At 72.1% G+C, this 23,104-nt stretch carries 17 protein-coding genes; 1 reads left to right on the top strand and 16 read right to left on the bottom strand.

The features are described 5' to 3' along the window. Window positions 1–73: 73 nt before the first annotated feature. The 16 genes from IF00_RS45630 to IF00_RS0114645 form a co-directional block, all read right to left on the bottom strand. Entirely contained in the window at window positions 74–787 is a 714-nt protein-coding gene (locus tag IF00_RS45630; RefSeq protein ID WP_030318173.1) for a GAP family protein, read from the bottom strand. Continuing rightward, window positions 787–3,453: a class III lanthionine synthetase LanKC gene (lanKC, locus tag IF00_RS45625; RefSeq protein WP_030318172.1), complete on the bottom strand. Its 2,667-nt coding sequence runs from the start codon at window positions 3,451–3,453 to the stop codon at window positions 787–789. The genes IF00_RS45630 and lanKC overlap by 1 nt, the downstream gene beginning before the upstream one ends. Window positions 3,454–3,520: 67 nt before the next feature. Then, window positions 3,521–4,249, bottom strand: a complete 729-nt coding sequence (locus IF00_RS42660; protein WP_051820261.1) for a flavoprotein — start codon at window positions 4,247–4,249, stop codon at window positions 3,521–3,523. A gap of 41 nt (window positions 4,250–4,290) precedes the next feature. Next, on the bottom strand, window positions 4,291–4,638 hold the full coding sequence (locus tag IF00_RS0114710; protein WP_063740656.1) for a hypothetical protein: 348 nt from the start codon (window positions 4,636–4,638) through the stop codon (window positions 4,291–4,293). 45 nt (window positions 4,639–4,683) lie between these two features. Further along, entirely contained in the window at window positions 4,684–5,451 is a 768-nt protein-coding gene (locus tag IF00_RS42655) for a thioesterase II family protein (protein WP_051820259.1), read from the bottom strand. Beyond that, the gene (locus IF00_RS0114700) at window positions 5,448–12,848 is read right to left on the bottom strand and encodes a type I polyketide synthase (RefSeq protein WP_051820257.1); all 7,401 of its coding nucleotides are present in this window, start codon (window positions 12,846–12,848) and stop codon (window positions 5,448–5,450) included. The genes IF00_RS42655 and IF00_RS0114700 overlap by 4 nt, the downstream gene beginning before the upstream one ends. Further along, window positions 12,848–13,975 carry a glycine amidinotransferase gene (locus IF00_RS0114695; protein WP_030318162.1) on the bottom strand — a complete coding sequence of 376 codons (1,128 nt, stop codon included), beginning with the start codon at window positions 13,973–13,975 and terminating at the stop codon, window positions 12,848–12,850. Before IF00_RS0114695 ends, IF00_RS0114700 begins: the two co-directional genes overlap by 1 nt. Before the next feature lie 34 nt (window positions 13,976–14,009). Further along, window positions 14,010–14,906: a hypothetical protein gene (locus IF00_RS0114690; RefSeq protein ID WP_030318160.1), complete on the bottom strand. Its 897-nt coding sequence runs from the start codon at window positions 14,904–14,906 to the stop codon at window positions 14,010–14,012. Beyond that, window positions 14,896–15,807, bottom strand: coding sequence for an ACP S-malonyltransferase (locus IF00_RS0114685; protein WP_030318158.1), 912 nt, complete (start codon window positions 15,805–15,807; stop codon window positions 14,896–14,898). The genes IF00_RS0114690 and IF00_RS0114685 overlap by 11 nt, the downstream gene beginning before the upstream one ends. Then, window positions 15,804–16,562, bottom strand: coding sequence for an SDR family oxidoreductase (locus tag IF00_RS0114680; protein WP_030318157.1), 759 nt, complete (start codon window positions 16,560–16,562; stop codon window positions 15,804–15,806). Before IF00_RS0114680 ends, IF00_RS0114685 begins: the two co-directional genes overlap by 4 nt. Further along, window positions 16,559–17,185 carry a GNAT family N-acetyltransferase gene (locus IF00_RS42650; protein WP_030318155.1) on the bottom strand — a complete coding sequence of 209 codons (627 nt, stop codon included), beginning with the start codon at window positions 17,183–17,185 and terminating at the stop codon, window positions 16,559–16,561. Before IF00_RS42650 ends, IF00_RS0114680 begins: the two co-directional genes overlap by 4 nt. 8 nt (window positions 17,186–17,193) lie before the next feature. After that, window positions 17,194–17,427, bottom strand: a complete 234-nt coding sequence (locus IF00_RS0114670) for a hypothetical protein (protein WP_030318153.1) — start codon at window positions 17,425–17,427, stop codon at window positions 17,194–17,196. 3 nt (window positions 17,428–17,430) lie between these two features. After that, window positions 17,431–18,447, bottom strand: a complete 1,017-nt coding sequence (locus tag IF00_RS0114665; RefSeq protein ID WP_037638239.1) for a 3-oxoacyl-ACP synthase III family protein — start codon at window positions 18,445–18,447, stop codon at window positions 17,431–17,433. A 276-nt stretch (window positions 18,448–18,723) separates the two neighbouring features. Further along, window positions 18,724–19,344, bottom strand: a complete 621-nt coding sequence (locus IF00_RS0114655; RefSeq protein ID WP_030318150.1) for a hypothetical protein — start codon at window positions 19,342–19,344, stop codon at window positions 18,724–18,726. 163 nt (window positions 19,345–19,507) lie between these two features. Further along, on the bottom strand, window positions 19,508–20,536 hold the full coding sequence (locus tag IF00_RS47635) for a ParB N-terminal domain-containing protein (RefSeq protein ID WP_051820255.1): 1,029 nt from the start codon (window positions 20,534–20,536) through the stop codon (window positions 19,508–19,510). A gap of 373 nt (window positions 20,537–20,909) precedes the next feature. Further along, window positions 20,910–21,662 carry a 4'-phosphopantetheinyl transferase family protein gene (locus IF00_RS0114645; protein WP_078944686.1) on the bottom strand — a complete coding sequence of 251 codons (753 nt, stop codon included), beginning with the start codon at window positions 21,660–21,662 and terminating at the stop codon, window positions 20,910–20,912. Window positions 21,663–22,041: 379 nt separating this feature from the next. On the opposite strand from IF00_RS0114645, the gene IF00_RS0114640 reads away from it, so the two are divergent. Then, window positions 22,042–23,067 carry a beta-ketoacyl-ACP synthase III gene (locus IF00_RS0114640; RefSeq protein WP_030318146.1) on the top strand — a complete coding sequence of 342 codons (1,026 nt, stop codon included), beginning with the start codon at window positions 22,042–22,044 and terminating at the stop codon, window positions 23,065–23,067. The last annotated feature ends 37 nt before the right edge of the window (window positions 23,068–23,104 follow it).

Genomic DNA, 23,104 nt, shown 5'->3' with positions numbered 1-23,104 from the left:
AAACGGATCGGAGGGGTTCTTCTTTTCGGGGCCCTGGCCCTCCGTCAGCCGGGGGCGCCCGGGTGGGCCGGAGTCAGTCGGAGGAGAGCAGGGCCATGATCCGGTCGTAGGCGGTGCTGTTCGACAGCAGGATGAATCCCGCGAGGGCGATGAGCCAGGCCGTGTTCTCCCGGGCGTTGTCCCTGAGCCAGATGTCGATCCTGCGCAGCGGCCGGTGGACCGCGCTCTTCGAGACCAGCCGGGCCAGGGCCACGAGCACGGCCGGGGCGACCATCACCAGGCAGTAGACCGCCAGGACGGCCGCCTGGGACGGCCAGGGCAGCGCCGAATCGCCCAGGATTCCGATGGCCGCCAAGTAGGGGAACATCGTGGCCGCTTCGAGGACGACGGCCAGGGTGGAGACGGTGATCAGGCCCTTCGCCGTCGAGGACCGGCCCACCGCCTGTTCCCGCCAGCGGACGAGCCGGCCGGAGCCGGGCCTCTCCCGGCGCAGCAGTCCGTACCAGGCGGCGAGGAGGAGCAGGGCGCCGCCCGCCACGCCCATCGCCGTGTCGCCGGCCGGCGATTCCAGCGCGCTCTTCAGGTCCTCGCGTACCGCCGCGAGGGTGCTCAGGAGCACCAGGCCGAGCACGAGGTAGCCCAGTGAGACGAGGGCGAGGTAGCCGAAGACGCGGCCGATCCGCAGCCCCGACGGCATGAGCAGGAACCAGACGGGGATGGCGATCGTGGACACGCCGAGGGTGTCGAGCAGGGCCAGGGGCAGGACCTGGCCCAGGACGTCGCCCACTACCGGACTCCGGGGAGCCACGCGTCGCGGCGCCCCTCCGCGAAGGCGATGCTCGTGAGCACCCCGGCGCTGCCGGTCCGCAGATCGCCGGAGAGCTTGTAGTTGCGCGTGCCGGGATAGTGCAGCCGGCCTTCCGCCGGGCGGATCTCGTGCAGGCCGAGCTGGTTCATGTGGCGCTCGACGAACGACCGGGCCGGCTGCTCGTGTCCGTCGCGGGCGAGCGAGGCCAGGCCCGCGATGAACCCGGACCGGCCGCGGAAGAGCCCGCTCTGGACCATCAACTCGGGGCCGTTGGCCCGCACCAGGTCGGGGATGCCCGCGTCGGCGGGGGCCCAGCCCTCGTGCCGGGCGAACTCCGAGAGGACCAGCGCCGTGCCGAGCGAGCCGACCTCGACGTAGCCGAGGCTCCGGCGTTCGGCCTCGTTGAACTGGAGGGAGCCGTCCGCGCAGCGCACGTAGCCGGTCAGCTCGAACTCCAGCAGTTCGCGTGCCAGGTCCACCGCCGCGGCGTCGTCCACGAGCAGTCCGTAGCGGTGGACGGCGAGCCCGATGCCCGCGACACCGTGCAGGAGCCCGAAGTGGGCGACGTCGGGCGTCTCGCTCGCCTTGAGCCGGGCGAGGAAGCGCCGGGCGCGGTCGGCGAGTTCCCCGCCGAGCTTCTCGGCCGTGGCCGCCGCGACGAACGGATCGGACGCGGCCGCCATCTCGGCGGTGGCCAGGAAGACGCCTCCGAGGCCGCTGAACAGGCTGAGCCCGGCACTGTGGTGGTCCTTCGCCAGGGCGGCGTCCACGAGGCCACGGGCGTGCTCGGGGCGGCCGTGCCGCCAGAGGGCGTATCCGGCGCCGAGTTCACTGTCGTACAGGCCGGATTCGAGCCGGACGGCGGACGACTCCCGGCCGCGGACGGCGATCCAGTCGACGATCCGCTCCACCAGCTCCGGCGCGTCGACGCCCCGGGTCCCGAGGAGCGACCACAGCACGCCGGAGGCGCCCGTGGCGAGGCACACCGGGGAGAGGGTGAAGCCCGAGAAGTCGTTGCGGAAGAGCCGGTCCGTGCGGTCCGGGGTCATGGTGTCCGCGAGACCGGCGACGATCTGCGCGGCCCACTCCTCGAAGCCGAGCGCGTCGTCGAGATGGCTGGACGCCGCACGGAGGGCGGTCCGGGCCTCGGCGGGGGCGGACGGGGCCGCGGTGGTCACGGGTGCGGGCGAGACCGCGGCGGGGACGGGTGCGGCCGCGGTGGCGACGGGGGCGCAGAGGCGCAGGATCCGCTCGGCCCACTCCGCCGGCAGGCCGTAGCGCTCGACGCTGGTGGCCACCAGGAGGGGGAGCTTCGCCGCGTCCATCCGTACGAGATGGGTGAGCGGCAGGTAGCAGGACAGCTCCAGCATGCCGAGGGCGTACTCGTCCGCCGCCCGCCCGGTGCGGGTGTAGTCGTTGAACCCGGGTGCGCCGGGGAAGGGACGCGGGGCGTCCTCCTCGATGCACGCCTCCAGGTCGATGAACCTGACCTCCAGGTCCGGGGTCACGATGACGTTGCCCGGATGCACGTCCCCGAAGACGTGGCCCCGCTCCCACAGCGCCGACAGGAAGGCGCGGACCTGGGGAAGGATGCTGTCGAGCTGCTCGCGGTACTCCTGGATGTCCGCCGCGGTGGGCGGCGTCATCGGGTCGGGGCGCAGCAGATAGGGCTGCTTGGCGGCGCACCACTCCAGGAGCGTGGTGCCGCGGACGTACTCCATCACCGTGAACAGGTGACCCTGCCAGGTGAACTGCTCGTGGGCGGCGGGCACGGCCGGCAGGTCGGCGAACCTGCGCAGGGCGGCGTACTCCTGGCGGGCCCGCTCGACGGCGTCGCCGCCGATCAGGTCGTAGCCCGCCATCGGGCGCGCTTCCTTCAGGACGACCTGGCCGCCGGTCTCCTTGTGCGTCGCGAGGTACACGCCACCGCTGTTGGAGAAGTGCAGCGTCTTGTCGATCCGGTACGGGGGCACGGGGCCGTCCGGCGCGGACGCCGGGGCGGTGAAGGCCTCGGGCACGCTCACGAACGACGGGGCGCGGAAGGGCACGGCCCTGCGGTCCGGGACGAGGCGGCCTTCCGGGTCTTCGAGCGCGAAGGTGACCTTGCCGTCGGCGTTGCGGCAGTAGCGGCGGGTGTAGGCCCCGTACCGGACGTGGACCACGCCCTCGTCGAGGCGCAGGTCGGACAGGACCCGCGGGCCCTGCCAGGGCTCCAGAAGGTCCGTCAGCTCGGCGGCCAGGGCGACGGACTGCTCCTCGTCGGCCGGGTAGAGGACGACGCCCTTCCCGCTGACCGGGCGCGGCGCGTACTTGGCGTTGATCAGCCACGCGTACTCGTGGCGCGCGAGGAACTTGAAGGGGACACCGCGCTCGTAACAGAAGGCGGAGACGACGTCGACGAGGGGGGCGAAGGTCTCCGGCGTCACCGCCACATGGATCTTCCAGCCCTGGCCGCGCACGGGATCGGGGCCGGGGCGGCAGACCGTCCAGATCCCGTGCTGGGCGTAGTGCCAGCCCTCGGTGTGGGGGACGGCGGTCAGGCCGCTGCGTATCCGGTCGAACCGCGGGTCCCGCGGGTCGGCCTTCCAGCGGCCGATGTCGTCGTACGCGTCGGGGTCGGCGAACGTGTAATAGAAGTAGTCCATGTGCTCGGCCTCTTGTTGAGCGTCGCTGTCTGAACGGCCCGGCCACCGGGGGGTCTCGGGCGGGGTGTCAGGCGGATACGGGTACCGGTGCGGTCACGGTGGTGTCCGCCGCCGGCGCGGGGGCGTCGTCCGGTGCCTGGGCCTCGCCCGGCGCGGAGGCCGGGTCCGATGCCGGCGCGGGGGCCCCGCCCGGCGCGGGCGCCCGGCGTGCCGCCTCGAACGCCGCGATCACGTCCCACAGGGGCGCGGTCACGTCCGTCTCGGCGCCGGTCGAACGGCTCGTCCCCTTACGGGGCTCGACGACGTGGTAGTTCGGTACGGAGCCCAGTCTGCGGAACACGTCGGCGACCAGCGGATTGTCGGCCACCCCGGGCGGAAACGTGGGGGCGAGCACGACCGGCGCCGCCGTGCCGAGCGCGGCCAGGTGGAACGGCGAGGTGCCGGAGGCAGCGGCCAGGGCCGAGGTGAAGGCGACGGAGGCCGGGAACACCAGGAGGCCGTCGTAGTCGGCGGCGATGCGCGTGTGGACCGGTCGCAGGCCGTCCGCCGTGTCCCAGGTGTTGCCGACCACCGGGGAACCGGTGATCGCGGCGAGCGCCGGGGCGCTCACGAACTTCCTGGCCGAGTCGGTCAGCCCAATCGTCACCTCGTAGTGGGGACGGTTGGACGAAAGCCAGTTGAGCCAGAAGGGCAGGTGCGCCGTGGACAGCGTGCCCGTGGCCACGAGGAACAGTTTCGCCCGCTTCGACCGGGCCTCTTCGCTCTTGTCGAATCCGATGGTGCCGAACTCCGGCATCGCTTGGTCACTCCCCGTTCGTGTCACTGTCCCCGCGGGAGCTAGAGGTCCGGGTAGTCGCGGTACTTCCGCGCCTCACGCTCCACCTCCTGGTCGAACTCCCGCACCATCTCCCGGTCCTGGTCGCGCTCACGGTCCCTGCCGCGGCTCCCGCGCCGGTCCTCGTCCCTGTCGCGGTTCCGCGAACCGAGGCCGAGGTCGTCGCGCAGCTCCTCGACGAAACCCTTCGGCTTGCGGCGTCGCGTGCTCTCCAGGAGTTCGATTCCGCCGATGACGACAAGGGCGATTCCCAGCGGGCGGCCCTTGAACCAGCCGAATTCGAGATCCGGGAAGAAGAGGGCGAGCACTCCGCCTGCGACGATTGCCGCGAGGCCGAAAATTCGCTTCATACCTGTGAGCCTCCTGGGGTATGTCTGCGCTCGGTAAAGAAACTGTCAACTCGCCTCCACGGTACGCCATATGGCGGGCTCGACACCACAAGCCGATGGCCGAATTGCGGAGACCAGGCCGAAAACCGACTGCCTGAGCAGGCCGATGTCCTCGGAGACCAGGAAATGACCGCCGGGCAGGATCGTCACCTCGACGTCGTCGCCGAGCTCCGACCACCGGCGTACGGCCTCGACCGGGACCAGCGGATCCCGGTCTCCGCCGAAGACCCGGACCGGCACGGACAACGGGGCGCCCTGCGGCTCGAAACGGAACTCGGCGCACATACGGGCGTCCTCGCGGAGCCGCCCGAGGTAGGGCGCCACCCATTCGGGATGCTCGACGGCCCACTCCGGGATGCTCCCGATCTCGTGCAGATATCGCACGAGCCTCCGGTCGTCCTCATATCCTTCGGTGAAATTCTGCCAAGGACGGTGCGGCGCCCCGAAACTGGCCACGGCAAGTGCCTTCGGCAGCGGCCCGCCGCATTCCCCGAAATACCGGGTGACGAGATAGGCGAGAAGTCCGCCCATGCTCTTCCCGAAGAGCACGAAATCCTCGTCGCCGACCTCTTCGCGGACCAGATCCGCGAGGACCGGGACCAGCGCTCCGATCTGCCGGCGCGGAGCCACCGCCGGGCCCGTCGACGCGGCCGCCGCCGGCACCTCCGGAAGGGCGATCGCGACGACCTCGATCCCCGGCGGCGCGTACAACTCCCACGGGCGGAAGACCGAGGGGCTGCCCCCCGCGTGGTGCAGACACACCAGCTTCGTCATCGCGTACCGCTCCCGTCGTCCTCGATGAGTTCCCCCAGATGCCCGGCGAGCGCCGCGACCGTCGGGTGGTCGTACACGGCCGACTGCCCCAGACGGCACCCCAGGGCGCGCTGCAGGTTCCGTCTGAGCTCGATCGCCGTCAGCGAGTCCAGGCCGCGGGCGAAGACGTCCAGGTCGTCCGTCTCCCCCGCGTCGGGGTCCGTCTCACCGAGCACCCGGGCCACCTGCTCCCTGACCCGGGCCAGCAGCAGTTCCCCGCGCACCCCGGAGGACGCCGCGTCGAACGCCGCCCGGAACCCGCCGCTCTCCGAGGGACCCCGCCCGGCACCCGGCATCGCCGCCAGGAGACCGCGCAGCGCCGGTGCGTCGCGGTCGGCGAACCGCGTCCAGTCCACGGGCAGCACCGCGAGGGCGCCGTCGTCGGGCCGCGCGGTCAACAGACCGAGCAGCGCGGCGAGTCCGTCCGCGAGCGGGATGACCCCCTCGCCCCGGGACACCAGCTTCGCGTTGACACCGGCCCGCGCGCTCATGCCCGTCTCCGACCACGAGCCCCACTGCACGGACAGGGCAGGCAGACCGAGTCCGCGCCGGTGCGAGGCGAGGCCGTCGAGGAAGGCGTTGGCCGCCGCGTACGTCGTCTGCCCCGGGGTGCCGAGGAGTCCCGACACCGAGGAGAACAGGACGAAGAAGTCCAGCGGCAGCTCGCGGGTGAGCTCGTGCAGGTTCCACGCGCCCCGCGCCTTGGGGGCCATGACCCGCCCGAGCCGCTCCGGCGACTGGAGCAGCAGCACCCCGTCGTCGAGCACTCCGGCCAGGTGCAGCACGCCCGCGAGCCGCGGCTGCTCCGGACCGTCGGGCGGCGGCGCCAGGGCCCGGGCGAGCTGCTCCGCGTCGGCGACGTCCGCCGTGACCACGCGGACGTCACAGCCCTCGGTACGCAGGGCCTCGATGTCCCGCAGGGCCGCGTCGCCCGGCGGCGTACGGCCCAGCAGGACGAGGTGCCGGGCACCCGAGGCGCTCAGCGTCCGGGCTGCCGCCAGACCGAGACCGCCGAGGCCGCCGGTGACCAGGTACGTGGCGTCGGGGCGCAGCACGGAACCCGGCTGCGGATCCGGCTCCGGCCGCGCGGGGGCGGCGCCGCGTGCGAGGGCCTCGACGTGCCGGCGGTGGCCCTCGTAGCCGACCCGGTGGTGCTCGGGCTGGTCCCGCGCGGCACAGACCTGGGCGAGTTCGGCGTACAGCAGCGCGGCCCTCGCCTCGACGGGCGTCGCCGGGTCGAGGTCGACCAGGAGGTGGCGTACGTCGGGGTGTTCGGCCGCCGCCGACCTGCCGAGGCCCCATGCCGCCGCCCCGGCGGGCGCGGTCACGGACCGGCCGCCCACGGGCCGGGCGCCCTGGGTCGCCAGGCACCAGCGCGGGGTGCCCTCGGTACGGGCGGCGAGGCGCTGGACGAGCCGGAGCATCAGGGCGCTCTCCGCCTCGGCGTCCGCCGCGGCGTCCCGGGCCCCGGGGCCGGCGGCGCGATCGGGACCGGCGTCGGCACGGGCGGCGCGATCGGGACCGGCGTCGGGACCGGCGGCGCGATCGGGACCGGCGTCGGGACCGGCGGCGCGATCGGGACCGGACACGCGACCGGTCCCGGACCCCCGCCCGGTGTGCGGTCCGGACGGCCCGCACAGAACCACCAGGTCGTACTCCTCGGGCGCGGTGCTCCCCGCCGCCTCACCGGTCAGCACCTCGCACGCGACCCCGTGGAGGCGGGCGAAGTCGCCGAGAGCGGCGCCCAGCGGGTCGTCCGACACGACGAGCCAGCGCCCCGCCGACGGGGCCGGCGCGGGCAGCCGGGTCGGAGTCCAGCGGGTCTCGTACAACCAGTCCCGCCAGGGCTCACGGGCCGCGGGGATCATCGTCTCGCGCGCCGCGCGCTTGAGCAGGACCCCGTCCAGGGCGAGGAGGAGCGTGCCGTCCGCGGCCCACAGGTCGATGTCGGCCCGCAGGGTCTCCGGGTCGTCCTGATCCGTGGGCCGGATCCGGGCGTGGCACCAGGCCTCGTCGCCCGCGGCATGCCCCTCGATCCGGATGCGGTCCACGCCGAGCGGGACGTACGTCCGCCGGCCCAGCTTCTCCGGGTACGTGACGGTCAGCGCGAGGAAACACGCCTCCAGGAGCACGGGGTGCACCCGGTGGCGGTCCGTCTCCGGCCGCAGGGCGGGCCCGAGCGCGATGTGGGACAGCGCCTCGGAGCCCCGGTGCCACAGCCGGTCGGTCACCCGGAAGAGCGGACCGAGGTCGATGTCCCGCTCCCGCTCCCGCTGGTAGATCTCCTCGGGAGGCAGCGGATGGTCCGCGAACCGCGTCCGCAGCGCGTCGAGGGCACCGGCCGCCGGCAGCGGCACGAAGGACGCCTCGGCGGCGCCGGACTCCAGTTGCCCCGAGGCGTGCAGCGTCCACTCCTCGGGCTGCTCCGGACCGCTGCCGGAGTCGGCCGGCAGGAGGGTCGAGTGGACCTCGAAGGTGTACGTGCCGTCCCCCTCGGGCGCCAGGACGACCTGCATCCGCCGCAGCGTGGTCTCGTCGGGGAACACCAGGGCCCGGTGGATGTGGAAGTCCCGCACCCGGGCGGGGACCGGTCCGAAGGCCTCGCGGGCCGCCGCGCAGGCGAGTTCCTGGAAGGCGACGCCGGGCATGACCACGGAGCCGAACACCCGGTGGTCCCGCAGCCAGGACACGGTGCCCACCCCGACCGTCGAGGTGAACCGCACACCGCCGCCGCCCGCGAGGCCGAGCCGCGCGCCGAGGAAGTCCGCGCCGGCCCCGACCGGCTCGCCCGTCCGCCCTGGCTCGCCCGTCCGCTCCGAGGCGTCGATCCAGTGCCGCTCACGCTGCCAGGGGTACGTCGGCAGGGCCACGCGCCGCCGGTCGCGGCCGCCGAGGACCGCGTCCCAGTCGGGGTCGACGCCCGCCTCGTACAGCGCGCCAAGGGCGCCGAGGAGATGCTCGTGACCGCCGTCGGCCCGCATGCTGGGGACGAGCGCCGCGTCGCCCTCGTCGAAGAGGTCCTCGACGAGCTGGAGCAGCGTCGGCTTGGGCGAGATCTCCAGCAGCACGCGGGCGCCGGCCGACCGCAGGGCGGTCGCCGCGTCGTGGAAGCGCACCGGCCGGGTGATCTGCTCGACCCAGTACCGCCAGTCGGCCATCTCCCTGCCGATGGGCGCGCCCGTGACGGTGGAGATGATCTCGACGCGCGGCTCCCGGTAGCGCACCGAGCGGGCGACCGCCTCGAACTCGGCCAGCATCGGCCGCATGAGCGGCGAGTGCGAGGCGATGGAGATGTCCAGCCTCCTGTGCCGCACACCGCGCTCGGCGAGTACGGCGCAGGCGGCGTCGATCTCGTCGACCCGGCCCGACATGACGGTGGAGCGGGGCCCGTTGACCACGGCGACGGCACTGTGGGGGCCGAGCAGCCCGGCCACCGAGGCCTCGTCGAGCGCGACGGCGACCATGGCGCCGGACTCCGGCAGGGCCTGCATGAGCCGCCCCCGGGCATGGACCAGGGTCAGGGCGTCCTCCAGGGAGAGGACCCCGGCGAGGCACGCGGCGGCGTACTCGCCGTGGCTGTGCCCGAGCAGGACGTCGGGCCGTACTCCCCAGGAGTGCCAGAGCCGCGCGAGCGCGTACTCGAACGCGAAGAGGGCCGGCTGGGCGTAGCGCGTCTCCCCGAGCGGGGAGGGCTCGCCGTCCGCCGCGAACACGACGGACAGCAGCGGATGTTCGAGGCGGTCGCGGAGCAGCGCGTCGCAGCGGTCCAGGGCCTCCCGGAACACCGGCTCGCGGTCGTACAGCTCGCGGCCCATGCCCGCGTACTGGGGCCCCTGCCCCGGGAAGAGGAGGGCGAGACGGCCCGGCGGGACGGTGATCCCGCCGGGACGCGCACAGAGCCGTGCGGCGGCGTCGGCAGGGGACCGCGCGACCACCGCACGGCGGTAGGGGAAGTGCCTGCGGCCCGTGGCCGCGGTGAAGGCGACGTCCGCGAGGGAGAGGTCGCGGGGGGCCGCGCCCAGGTGGGCGGCGTACCGGTCGGACAGCTGCGCGAGCGCCCGTTCGCCGCGCGCGCTCAGCACGAGCAGCCGGGCCTCGGCGGCATCGGTGTCGGTGGCCGCGGCATCACCGCCGAGCGGAACGGACTCACTCGCCGGAATGCTCTCCGGGGCCTGCTGGACGACGACATGGGCGTTGGTGCCGCCCACGCCGAGCGAGGTGACACCCGCGGTGCGCGGGGCGCCGTCCGTCTCCCAGACGGTGGTCCCGGTGCTCACCCGGAACGGGGACCGGTCGAAGTCGATCTCGGAGTTGGGCGCGCGGTAGTGCAGGCTCGGGACGAGGACGCCGTCCCGTACGCACAGGGCGGCCTTGATGAGCCCGGCCACCCCGGCGGCCTCGTCCAGGTGCCCGATGTTGGTCTTGACCGAGCCGACGGCGACGGCACCGTCGCCCGCTCCCGCCCCGAACACACTGGTGAGCGAGGCGAGTTCGACGGGGTCGCCCAGGGCCGTACCGGTGCCGTGGGCCTCGACGTAACCCACCTCCGAGGGCTTCACGCCCGCGCGGGAGAGCGCGGTGCGGACCACGTCGGCCTGACCGGTGACGCTCGGGGCGGTGAAGCTGATCTTCTCGCTGCCGTCGTTGTTGACGGCGGAGCCCTTGATGACGGCGATCACCCGGTCGCCGTCGGCACGGGCACGGGCGAGGCGCTTGAGGACGACGATTCCACAGCCGTTGCCGAACAGGGTGCCGGTGGCCTCGGCGTCGAAGGTCCGGGTGTGGCCGTCGGCGGACATGATCATGCCCTCCTCGTGGACGTACCCGGCGTCCTGCGGAACGACCACGTGCACGCCGCCCGCGAGCGCCATGTCGCTGTCGCCGTCGATCAGGCTCTGGCACGCCAGGTGGACCGCGACCAGGGAGGTCGAGCAGGCCGACTGCACGCCCACGCTGGGGCCGCGCAGGTTCAGGGCGTACGACACCCGGGTGGCGAGGTAGTTGCCGTCGTTGCCGAGCTTCAGCTGGAACTGCTCCAGATCGGATTCGGTGAGGGCCTTGCCCTGCCCGTAACCGAAGTGCGGAGCGAGGTTGTTGAGGAGGTACGTGCTCATGCCGGCGCCCGCGAAGACGCCGACGCGGTCCGCCGAGGCGCCGCCCGGCGGGTGTCCTGCGGACTCCATCGCCTCCCAGGCGCACTCCAGGAAGAGGCGCTGCTGCGGGTCGAGGAGCTCCGCCTCCTTCCGGCTCAGCTGGAAGAACTCGGCGTCGAACAGGTCGATGTCCGGCAGGACCGCGCCGGCCGCGACGAAGTCCGGATGGCCGGCGATGCCGGGGTCCCGCTGGCCCGCGCCGCCGCCGGGCAGCGGTCCCGCGGACTCGACGCCGTGGCGGAGGTTGTGCCAGAAGGTCTCCACGTCCGGCGCGCCGGGGAAGCGGCCCGCCATGCCGATGACGGCGATGTCCTCGGTGGTCTCCTGCTCGACGGACGGGAGGTGCGCGTCCCCGGTGGTCCCGGCGGCCGCCGCGGCCCCGTCCAGCCGGGCGGCGTGCGCCCGGATCGTCGGGTACTGGAGCAGGTCCACCATGGGGACGTCACGGCCGAGCCGGCGGGCCAGTTCGGCCCGTACCCGGACGAGGAGCAGGGAGGTGCCCCCCAGGTCGAAGAAGCGGTCGTCGACGGAGATGTCGGCCAGCCTCAGCACGGACCTCCACACCTCCGCGAGGACCTGTTCGGTGGTGCTCCGGGGTGCGACGACCTCCTCCCCCGCGAGCCGCTCGAAGACCTCGGGCGGGGTCAGCCGGGCCCGGTCGGTCTTGCCGCTCGCGGTCAGCGGCATCCCGGGCAGCAGCACGTAGGCCTCGGGCATCATCGCCCGCGGCAGCTTCGGCGCGAGGAAGGCGTCGAGGAGCCGAGGCGCCCCGTCACCGGGCAGGGCGGGCGCGGGGACGACATGGGCGACGAGCCGGGTGTGGCCGTCGATCTCGTGCGCGAGCACGGCGGCGTCCCGCACGCCCGGGTGCTCCAGGAGCAGGGCCTCGATCTCCCCCGCCTCGATCCGCACCCCGGCGACCTTGATCTGGGTGTCGATCCTGCCGCGGAGTTCGATCACGCCGTCCTGCCCGATCCGGGCCAGGTCGCCGGTCCGGTAGAGCCGACCGCCGCCGGCCGGGTCGTCGAGGAACCTGCGCGCCGTCAGGTCGGGCCGGCCGATGTAGCCGGGGGACACGCCGGCGCCCAGGACGCACAGCTCGCCCTCCTCGCCCGCGGGCACCTCGGCGAGACCCTCGTCGAGGATCCGGACCCGTACGCCGTCGATCGGGCGTCCGACCGGAGCGACGGCGGGCCAGGTGTCGGGGTCGCCGTCCAGGGTGTGCGCGGTGGCGTCCTGGAACTCGGTCGCGCCGTAGTGGTTGTGCAGCAGGGCGCCGGTGCGGCGGAACAGCTCGCGGATGTGCGGGGTCGTCCGCAGCTGCTGGCCGGTGGTGACGACCTCGCGCAGCGCCGGGAGCGCCTCGTCCTCCCCGGCGGCGGCCTGGGCCAGCTGGTCGAGCAGCGGCACCGGGAGGAAGAGGCGCTCGACGCGCCGCTCCCCCAGGTGGGCCAGGAGCGCGAACGGGTTGCGCCGCACCTCGTCGTCCGCGAACACGAGGGTGCCGCCGAAGGCGAGGGTGGAGAAGATCTCGTGGAACGAGAAGTCGAAGCTGAGCGAGCACACCTGGGCCGTGCGGCTGCCGCAGCTTCCCGGCCGTGCCCGGTCGTGCCACTCCAGCAGGTTCACCAGGGCGCCGTGTGTCATCAGCGCGCCCTTGGGGGCGCCGGTGGAGCCGGAGGTGAAGAGGGCGTACGCGATGTCCTCGGCGGTGAGGTCGGGCGCGGCGGCCGTCGCGGGGACCGCCGTCGCATCGGGGGCGGTGGCGGGCGCGGGCGGGGCCGCCCCGGCGAGCGGGCGGCAGTCCTCGTCGAACCGGAGCGCCGGTACGGAGGGACCGCCGGCCGCCGCCGCGTCGTCGGTGATCACCAGGGCGACGCCCGCCGTGCGGATCACGTGCCCGACCCGTTCCACCGGGTCGGCGACGTCGATCGGGACGTACGCCGCCCCGGCGCGCAGGACGCCCAGCATGGCCGCCACCGCCCGGGGCGAGCGGGCCAGGCGGACGCCGACGAAGTCACCCCTCCCCACGCCCGCGCGGCCGAGGGCGTCGGCCACCCGCAGGGTCATGGCGTCCAGCTCGCGGTAGGTCACCCGCCGGTCGCCGTGCTCCATCGCGACGGTGGCGGCCGCCGGGCCGTCGGCGTGGCGGCGTACCAGCGCGTCGACGGTGGCCGGCGGGAGTGCGGAGGAGTGGCTGGGCATCAGACCGCCGGTCGGGACGAGAGGGAGGGGAAGTAGTCCTCGCGCGTGCCGTCCCGGCGGATGTCCCAGGTGGCGCAGTGGAGGGATCCGCCGTACTCGAAGACGTCACGGAAGGGGACGGTGAGCACCTCGAAGCCGAGCGAGTACATGAGGTCCTGGAGCGGCTTCTCCTGCTCCTCGCAGATCACCGTGTCCGGGGAGACGCTGAGGACGTTCATGGAGAGCCACTTGGAGGACTGGCAGTACGGCGGCATGTCGTCGTTGGTGAGCACCGGCTCGGGAGCGTCGACCAGCTTCCAGTCGTTCTCGGTGAACATGCGCCGCTCGGCGTCGCGGATCGGCCGGTCGGGGTTGGTCAGGATGAGCCCCGGGCGCAGCGGCACGAAGGTGCAGTCGATGTGCGAGGGGAAGTAGTCGAGCGGGAAGTGCACCGGGTGGACACGGAACCCCTTGGGTTCGAGGGTCCGCTTGAGCCAGCGGATGCCGGCCCGGTTGGTGGTCATCGACTCCTGCACGAGGATGTCGCGGCCGAAGCGGCTCATGTCGGCGGCGTCGAAGACCACCTCGTCCTGCGTGACGCAGAACTCGGAGTCGTGCATCCGGGCGTGCCGCTCTTCGAGGGGCCATTCCCAGAAGTCCTGCCGGTACATGGAGTCGGCCATGGTGGGCTTGGGCGCCACGGTCCAGCCGACCCGCTGGTCCGCCTCCCAGTAGCCGTACACCAGCTTCCGGTAGGGCTCGTACTCGAAGTAGCGCGCCCGGCGGGACATGGTGGCTTCGAGGATCTCGTTCCCCAGCGTGATCATCACGTCGCGCGGGCACACCGCGCAGTACTGGTTCTCGACCTCGAAGCCGGGGGTCCGCAGCGACCGGGAGAAGTCGTACGGCTCCGGACGCCGTACGGTCACGCCCTGGCCGGCGAGGACCGCTGCCAGGCCCTCCAGCTGCTCGTCGGCGCGGTGGACGGCCTCGTCGGACTTGGGGCCGGTCGGGAAGGGCAGGTCGCCGGGTCCGCGCACCTGCGGACGGTTTCCGGGTTCGGTGGGCTCGAAGCAGGCTCCCGTGGCGGAGCCGACCACGACCTCCCGCAGGGTGTCCCACTCGTTCCAGGAGTTCACCACGGGCATCGTCACGCTGTCTTCGGTCACTGCGTGTTCCTTGTCATCCTGCGATCGTCAAGAGTCGGTGGTCTGCCCGGCCGGCCGTCATTGCCCGGACGCGGGGGACGTAGACCGATTTCGCCGGGCCGACGAGGTCCACGGCGGTCACGGAGTCGACGGCGCACAGTCCGTCGACGAGCCGGGGCAGGCTCGCCGTGTCGAACCACTGCTCCGTGAGCATCCGCCGGTACGCCTCCGGGGTGTCGTCCACCCGCTTCCCGGTGAGCGGCGAGACGACCGCCGCCGTCGCAGGGCGGAAGTCGGCGCCCGCCAGGAGCTCCGCGAACACGTCCGGTCCGGGGAGCGCCCACGGGCAGTGCTCGGCCCGGTCGATGCGGTCGAGCACGGCGGTGCCGAGGGCACCGAGGCGGCGGGTGAGGGCCGCCGCGTCGTCGCCCCGGAAGGCGAGGGCGATCAGGCCGGCTCCGAGGTCGACGGAGAGCCAGGGCTTGTCGTCCGCGGTCGCGAGGACCTCCACGAGCCGTTCCGCGTCGCCCTCCGAGGAGGGCAGCAGGGCGAGGGTGATGCCGTTGGGGCGTGCCGCCTTCGCCGCGATCTGCGTCTCGTTGATGTCCCGGATCAGCCGGAAACAGGTCTCCTCGGTGATCACCCCGGCGGCGAGCAGGCTGGGGATGCAGCCGGCGCTCATGCCGCCGTACGCGGCCCATCGCCGCCCCTCGGCCGCGACGCGGCGCAACAGGGCGACGGCGAGCAGTGATTCGTGCACGGTCGAGGACAACTGCGCGTGCCCGTCGGTGACATCGAGGTCGCGTGCCGCGAACCCGCTCGTCCCCTCGGCCAGTTCGAGCAGTGTGTCCCTGGTCTCCAGTACGGCGGTCAGCTCGCCCCGCGTCAGCGGCACCAGGCCGGGGAAGACGAGGGCACGGTCACTCGACACGGCCGAGACCGCCCGTCACCGGTTCGATGCCGCACTCCGGGTCCAGCTGCATCGACTTCACCACGAAGGCCGAGGGCTCCAGGACGATGTGGGTGTCGAGCTCCAGGCTCTCGACGTACCGCAGGATCCCCTGCCAGTCGAGGATGGTGGTGTACTGCTCGACCGCCAGCTTCGCGATCGCCTCGCCGCTCGTGTAGGGGCGGGCGTCGTGGCTGATCAGCGGGATGTCGAGGTTCCGGCACGGGTCGGCGAAGCGCCACTCGTCGGCGAAGGTCTTGCCGACCCCGGCCATCAGGTCGCAGTGCCCCGGGTAGCTGTGCGGGATCGCCTTGTAGAGGGCGCCCGCCTTCATGAGGGCCGGCTTCATGGCGTCCAGGTCCGCGAGGCGGCACGCCGCCAGGAACTGGTTGCTGGAGACGTGTCCGGACAGGTGCAGGAGGTGGTCGGTGCCGTGGGCGCGCAGCTCACGGAAGACGGCCTCGTGGTCGCCGACGTAGAAGAAGACGCTGACGTAGTCGGTTCCCCCGAACACGTCGATCTCGATGGCGGCCATGGTGTGCGACATCCGCACCATGTCCTCCAGGGAGACCCAGCCGACGGCGGCGGCGGCGCTGATGAAGCCCAGGCTCATGCCGGTCACGCAGACCGGCTGCACGTCCCGCCGGCGCAGGTCCTGCTGGTATCCGGCGACGCCCATGAGGTTGATGAGCGGGCGGCGGAAGCGCCCGTCGTTCAGCTGCTCCTCGTCGCCGTTGCGGAGCACGTCCCGGAAGTCGATCGACAGGGTGTCGCTGGCCAGGTCGAGCATCAGCTGCATCTGCCGGGACTCCAGGCAGCGCTGCCGGATGTCCGCGTCGAGGTAGACCTGCGACGGGAAGACGTAGATGGCGGAGTCGGTCACAGCGACGCTCCCTCGTCGACGACGACGACCTCGCCGTTCACGGCGGCGAAGTCCGGGCCGGTGATCCGGCGGATGACCGCGGCGACCTTCTCCGGAGGCATCAGCTTCTCCTCGAAGTCCGGCCCCATGACCTCGGCCACGACCTCGCGCGGCACGGTGTCGAGAAGCCTGGTGTCGCGGATCGGGCCGGGCGAGACGGTGGTGAAGCGCACCCCGAGGCGGCCCCACTCGCGGGCGAAGCCGCGCGTCATCATCTCGATGGCGGCCTTGCTCGTGATGTAGCCGATCGCCCCGGTGATGTAGCGCCGGGTGAGGATCGAGGACACGTTGACGACGCTGCCGCCGCCCGTCGCAGCAAGGGTCTGCGCGCTGATGGCGTTGATCTGGTACGTGCCGAAGACGTTGGCGTCGATGACCGTCTTGAAGGCCTCGGCGTTGGAGATGGTGGCCACGGCGGCCTCGTTGGTGACGGCGCAGTTCACCACGACGTCGCAGGGAGAGGCCTCCAGGAGGAGTTCCCGGATGCGCGCGCCGCCGATGTCGTCCGTGGGCAGCGACAGCTGGCGGATCTCCGCGGTCCCGGCGGCCTCCACGACGGCGGCGGCCGCCTTCTCCGCCTCCTCACGGCGCCCGTGATAGGTGAGGAAGACCTTCTGCGCCAAGGGCGCGAACTGCCGCGCCACCTCCTGGCCGAGGCCGCTCGTGCCGCCGATGACCACGACGTTGCGGTACTCCGTCGTCCGTTCGTCACTCATGCTTTGTTCTCCTCGGAAGATCCGGGATCGGCCGCCGCGCGCCCCACCAGGCCCTCGGTGAGCGTCCGGACGCGGTCCCTGTCGACGCGCCGTCCCACGCGCGGCTGGTAGTGCGGATAGGGACGGCGGTACTCCTCGCGGGTCAGGGAGGACTTCACCGCCGGAAGCGTGCCGTTAGGTGTCTGGAAGTAGTCCTCGCAGACCGCCTCCAGGGACAGTCCGTCGGTCAGCACCAGCTGGAGCGTCGTGTTGTTGTGCAGACCGGTGGTGAACTCGACGCGGCGGCAGTTCAGCACCTCGAAGAGGTAGTCGACGAGGAGCATCGCGGCCTCGATGCCGATGCCCGTGTGCCACAGCCGCTCGTCGCCCGTGGCGCCGCCGACCTCGTAGACGCCCTCGCCGAGACGCCAGTAGTGCGCCACTCCGACGGGGGTGCCCTGCCGGTCGGTGATCAGGGCCGCCCTGCGGTCGTCGCCCTCCAGCGTCTCGTACCGGGAGCGGCGTACCAGCCGGCTCGACGTGCCCCGCAGCAGGGTTTCGCAGTCGGTGCCGCTCAGCCATCTCGCCACCGAATCAAGGGAGTCGGGGGTGAGCGGCACCAGTTCGCAGAGAAGGCCCTTCACCGTCGTGCCTAGGCGGGCTGCAGCTGGTCGTGGATGCTGCGCAGCGAGCTCACGTTCTCGACCTTGAGGTCGTAGACCGCGTCGCCGAAGACCGGCAGCAGCGCGGAGGCGAACCTCAGGGTGTCCATCGACTCCAGGCCGTAGCGGCTGTCGCGGCCGAAGACCACGTCGTCGTCGCCCGGGGCCTCACCGCCCGTGCGCTCGCCGAAGAGACCGAGGAAGATCTCGCGCAGTTGGTCCATGGGTCATGCCTCCACTCGAATGTCACGGGGCAGCCGGAAGCAGAGGGAACCCCAGAGGAACCCGGCTCCGATGGCCCCCATCGCGATGACGTCGCCCGCCTTCGCCCGGCCGTCCTCGGCGAGGCGCCACAGAGCGGTCAGCGGTGACGCGCCACCGGTGTTGCCAAGGGTGTCGACCGTGATGGCGACCTTGGCCATGTCGATTCCGGCCGAGCCGGCGATGTGCTCGATGAGCCGCAGATTGGCCTGGTGCAGGGCGAAGCCGGCGACGTCGTCGACCTCGACCCCGGCCGCGTCGAGCGCTGCGGCGAGCGACTTGGGAACCCGGGTGGTGGCCTCCTGCCACACCGTGGGTCCGTCCATGGTGAGGTAGGGCCCGATCTCCGGATCCCCCTCGGTCTTCGGCCCGTTGAGCAGGGCGGTGGCCGCCAGGGCGACCTTCGGCGAGGGCGCGTTCCCCAGGTCGTAGCTGAGGAGGCCGACGTCACCGGGTGTCTTGGTGAGGACCATGGCCCCGGCCGCGTCGCCGAAGAAGATGCGCACCAGGCGGTCGTCCGGGTCGGTGACGCGCGAAGGACCCTCGGCGCACACGACGAGGGCGTTGCGCACGTCCGGCTCCTGCAGCAGGCAGGACGCGGTGTAGACCGCGTAGACGACGGAGGCGCAGGCGTGCTGGGTGATGTCGATGATGCGCGGGGTCTCGATGCCGAGCCGCTCGGCGAGCAGGACGCCGAGGGACGGCATTGTCCACTCGGGGCTGCTGCAGGTCACGAGCAGGACATCGATGTCACGCATGGTCAGTCCGGCCTGCCGGACGGCCTTGCGCGCGCTCTCCTCGACCAGGTCGGTGATGGACTCTCCGTCGGAGAGGAACCGCCGCTCCCGGATGCCGGTCTTGCGCTCGATCCACTCGGGCGAGGTCTTCAGCGTCGCGCAGAGCTCTTCGTTGGTGACGACCCGCTCCGGCAGGGCGATGCCGACGCTGAGCGGACTGACCGGGGTGAGTTGCCATCGGGGCACGCGGCCTCCTTCAGTACGGAACGGGTCGGAAACAGGGACGGGCGGCGGGCCGGCCGCTCCGCGTCGCACGCGCAACAGCCGACCCGCTCGCCCGGGCATCAGCAGCCCTCGCTGGAGCCGCTGGCGGGGAGCTCGACGCCGTCGGCGACGATCTCGGTGCCCTGCAGGTCGATCACGTTGGTGAGATCCATGACTGTTCCTCCTTTCCGGGTATCGAATTTCATGGGATACATCGCCCCGAAGAACGATGAGCTCGGATGGACGCGAGATCCGGGGTCACGCACTCCACGACGTGCCGTCGTGGGCGGCCTTCAGATCTTCAAGCGTCTTCTTGCGCAGCGAGGTCAGGAGTGCGGCCCGACTTTCCGGAAGCCGCTCCCCGCGCTGTGCGAATTCAGTGACATCTGCCCGGCAGATTATGCCGGGCCAGAACTCGCCGTCAATGAAGAACCGGTCCCTCAACACACCTTCGACAATGAATCCGGAATACTCGGTGAGATATTCGAGAAGCACTTCGTTGTAGGTGGCGACGAGGAGTTCGACCCGCTTCACCTCGGCGGCCCGCAGCAGCGCGGACAGGGCCGCCCGGATGGCCTCGTCGGCCGTCCCCGGCGTCCAGTCCCCGTCGGAGCAGGAGGTCAGGACCAGTCGGTGGTACCCCGGCGTCTGACCGGCGGACCAGCTGACCGCACCGATGACCCGCTCGTCACGGCGGACCAGGAGATGCGACCTGTGATCGTCCTCGACGATCCGCCGGCGCATCGCCGCGGTGCGCCACACCGGGCCCTCGGTGGAGACATAGGAGAAAGGGGCGGCGAGCACTCCGTCGAGCAATTTCTCTTCATTCTCGGTGAGGACCGGAATGAATTCAAGCGACGTACCTGCCCTGCCGTCCATTCTCCCCCGATTCCCCGATTCCCCCGGATTCCCCTGTTTCTCCGGGGCTTCCCTGCGGCGATGACCAAAACTTAGAACCGCCGGTAATCGGTGTCAACGCGGGACCGCCGCACACGGAATTCCGTGGTGGAAATACGGGCGGTGGTGGGCCCGGCCGGTGGCGTCAGGACGCGTCCCGCACTCCACGGCGCTGTTCCAGGGCGGCGGCGAACGCCGTCCACGCCTCGGCGTTGTTCCGGATCAGCTCCGCCACGGTGCCGGCCCAGTGCGGCGGCACGTGATTGACGATGCGTTCCAGGCTGGCCTGTTCCACGGAGCTCAGGTTGAGCAGCCGCAGCAGCTCGCGGCCGGCGTCGTTGAACCTGATCGACGGGTCGTTGCGCAGGCTCTCCAGCGTCGCCTGCCGGTCGAAACTCCGCGACACGAAGCGGGCGGGGACAGGACGCCCCCTGGCCCGGTCGCTCTCGGCGGGGGGCCTGGGAGCCCCGGGGAAGCCGGGAAACCCCGAGGCCCGGGAGGTCCCGGAGGGCTGAGAGGGCCCGGAGGCTCCTGGGGGCTGCGAGGACCCGGAGGCTCCTGAGGCCGCCGCCGGGGACGAGGGGGCCGCGGGGACCGTGGGGGACTCCCCCGGCCGGATGCCGCTCCGCTGCCGCGGCACCACCTCCTCACCGGCGAGCAGCCGGTCCCGTACATCCCGCACGGTCGAGGGCGCGACTCCGGCGAGCCTCGCCACCTCGCGCAGCGAGAGATTCGGCTGCTCGGTGAGGACCCGTCCGGCCTTGAGCCGGCCGGAGGCACTGTTCACGGGCCGTTCCCGCCCGTCGCTCCCCGTGCGGCTGTCCAAGTGTTCGATCTGGACGGTCGCCCGCTTGCGGAGGTTCCCCACGGTCGAGGGGGACAGCCCCGTGGTGCGGGCTACGCGGCGGTCGGACCACGCCGGATGGGTCATGAGGATGCGCGTGGCCGCCGCTGTGCGGTCCCCGAGGGACAGCGGCAGACCGTGCGAGGAGTTGAGCTCGACGGCGAGGACGAACGCGTCCTCGTCCGTGCCGTCGAATAACCGCGCCTCGATCGTGTCGTGCCCGAGCTGCCGGGCCGCCTTGACACGGTGGACGCCGTCGATGACGCGCAGGGTGTCACGCTGGACGATGATCGGCGGAGGCGCCGTACCCGATTCGGCCAGCAGCCTCACGTGGCCGACATCCAGTCCCGCGCGGCGCGGCGAATGCGCGATGTCCAGCGAGGCGATAGGAACCTTTTCGGCCGTCCTGCCGACTCTGTCGAGTAGGTCCGTGCGACACGACGCGGCTCCGTCCATGGTGCTTCCCCCTGACAAGTACCTAACTTCTGGTCTCAACCATTCTTTGCGGCGTGTCAGGAAGGTCAAGGGGAAGCAAACAGGTCCGGCCAAAGCCTTCCGGAACCTTCACGCCGTGGCCGGAAATCGTCCGGAGTCCTGAATCCGCCGGAGAATCATCCGGTTTCGGTTCCGAACACCCCTGAAGGCACACCGAAGTTGCCCGGAAGTCGCCCGCATTCGTGCGACTCTCCCGGGGCGCCATGCTCTACGGCCTTTCTCCTCCGGCGCCGGACACGACGGTCACCGCGGTCAGGAGAATCCCGGCGCGAAGTTGCCAGGTCCCGTCGAAGCCACGCTCCGCGCCGTGACCTCGGACGGTGGGGAGGGCGCGGAAGGTTCCGTCGCCCGGAGAAAAGGTGATCTCGGCGTCGGCGAAGCCGAGCCGGCGGTCGGTCATCGGGTTCCACGCCTTGTAGACGCTCTCCTTGGCACTGAACAGCAGGCGTTCCCAGTGCACTTCCGCTCCGTCCGCGGCCGTGGCCGGGTCCGCCGTGATTTCGGCGAGATGACGGCGCTCGGCCGGGAGGGAGATCAGCGGAAGCATCGCCGCGTCGGCGAGCGGAAGGTTGGGCTCAGCGTCAAGGCCGAGTCCCGTGACCGGCCCCGCCGTTGCCACGGCAGCCGCCCGGTAGCCCTCGCAGTGGGTGATGCTGCCCAGGACACCGGCAGGCCAGAGCGGGGCGCCCGACGGCCCGCGCGGAACCGGCACCGCGGGACGGCCGAGGCGGCGCAGGGCCTCGCGCGCGCAGATCCGGGCGGTGGTGAACTCCCGCCTGCGGCGGTCGACGGCCCGGTCCACGAGCCGGCGCTCCTCGGGGAAGAGGCCGTCGGGGAGGCGACCGTCGGGGATGTCGTGGAACCGTTCGACCAGGATCACGGAGGCCGGAAACAGTGCCTCGGCCCCTCTCGTCACGTCGTTCCGGCCCTGCTCCGATTCCCGCGCGTCGTACTCCGTCATGTCCCCGAGTATTCCCGGAAGCCGGGTTTCAGGAAGGTCGACAGGGGCCGCCCGGAGTGTGCTTGACACGCCCAAAGGGTCGAAGCAGAGTGATCGGCGTCGGTTACTCGGCAGTGTGCCGAGGGCGAACCGCGGGGCGGTCCGAACGGTAGACACCACCCACTTTTGTCGTGTGCACGCGAAAAAGCGCGGGAATCGCTTCGCTCGCACGGGCCTCACCGAAGACGTGCGCACCCGCGGGTCATCCGTTCCCTTCACACGAGGCGTGCCGAAGCCGGCGCGTACGAGAACCGGAACCGGCCCGGCGGGAAATTGGGCACGCCGGAGTGAACGCCGCGGTGAACGCCGCAGTGAACAATGCCGAATTCACCGGGAGGGTATGGCGATGGCAGCAGTGCTCATGGGCCTCGGGGGATACCTCCCGCCGAATGTGGTGTCCAACGAGGACCTCTCGGCGACCCTCGACACCTCCGACGAGTGGATCAGCAGCAGGACCGGCATCAGGCAGAGGCACCGGGTCACCGACGGGCTCTCGACCCGGGACCTGGCGATCGAGGCGGGGGCCAGGGCGCTGAAGTCCGCCGGACACCCGGCCGTCGGCGCGGTCGTCGTGGCGACCACCTCGCCGGACCGGCTCTGCCCGGCGGTGGCACCCGAGGTCGCCGACCGGCTGGGGCTCGGCACGGTGGCAGCGTTCGACCTGACCTCCGCGTGCAGCGGCTTCGTCTACGGACTCGCCACCGCCGCGGGCCTGATCGCCACCGGGGCGGCCGACACGGTGCTGTTCATCGGGGCCGAGGCGTTCACCACCCTCGTGAACCCGGCCGACCGGGCCACCGCCCCCATCTTCGGCGACGGAGCGGGAGCCGTGGTCCTGCGCCGCGGCGATGCGGCGGAACCGGGCGCCCTCGGCCCCTTCGACCTCGGCAGCGACGGGGCGCGAGCCGACCTGCTGGCGATCCCGGCGGGCGGCTCGCGGCAGCGGTCCGCCGACGGCGGGCCCGGCCAGGACACGGTGGCCACCGAGGACTGGTACCTGCGGATGCTGGGCCGTCCCCTCTACACGCAGGCCGTCGAGCGCATGACCGGCTCGGCGACGGCCGCCCTCGGAAAGGCCGGCTGGGGTGTGGGCGACGTGGACTGGTTCGTCGGTCATCAGGCCAACGTCCGCATCCTGCGGGCCGTCGCCGAGGAACTCGGGCTGCCCGAGGAGCGGATGGCCGTGAACATCGACCGCGTGGGCAACACGCTCGCCGCCTCCATCCCTCTCCTGCTCAACGACCTCGCGGCCGACGGCACCCTGCGGCCCGGCGCGCGCGTCCTCGTGTCGGCCTTCGGCGCCGGGCTTTCCTGGGGCTCGACGGTCCTGGAGTGGCCGGACCTGTCCGTCGAAAGTCTTCGCTGAACACACACGACCGCACCCGTCACGACGCCGGTCACGA

The sequence above is a fragment of the Streptomyces flavochromogenes genome (assembly GCF_000717595.1).
Classification (GTDB): domain Bacteria; phylum Actinomycetota; class Actinomycetes; order Streptomycetales; family Streptomycetaceae; genus Streptomyces; species Streptomyces flavochromogenes.
Note: the sequence above shows the minus strand (reverse complement) of the source record. Positions and strands in the feature narration are given on the sequence as shown.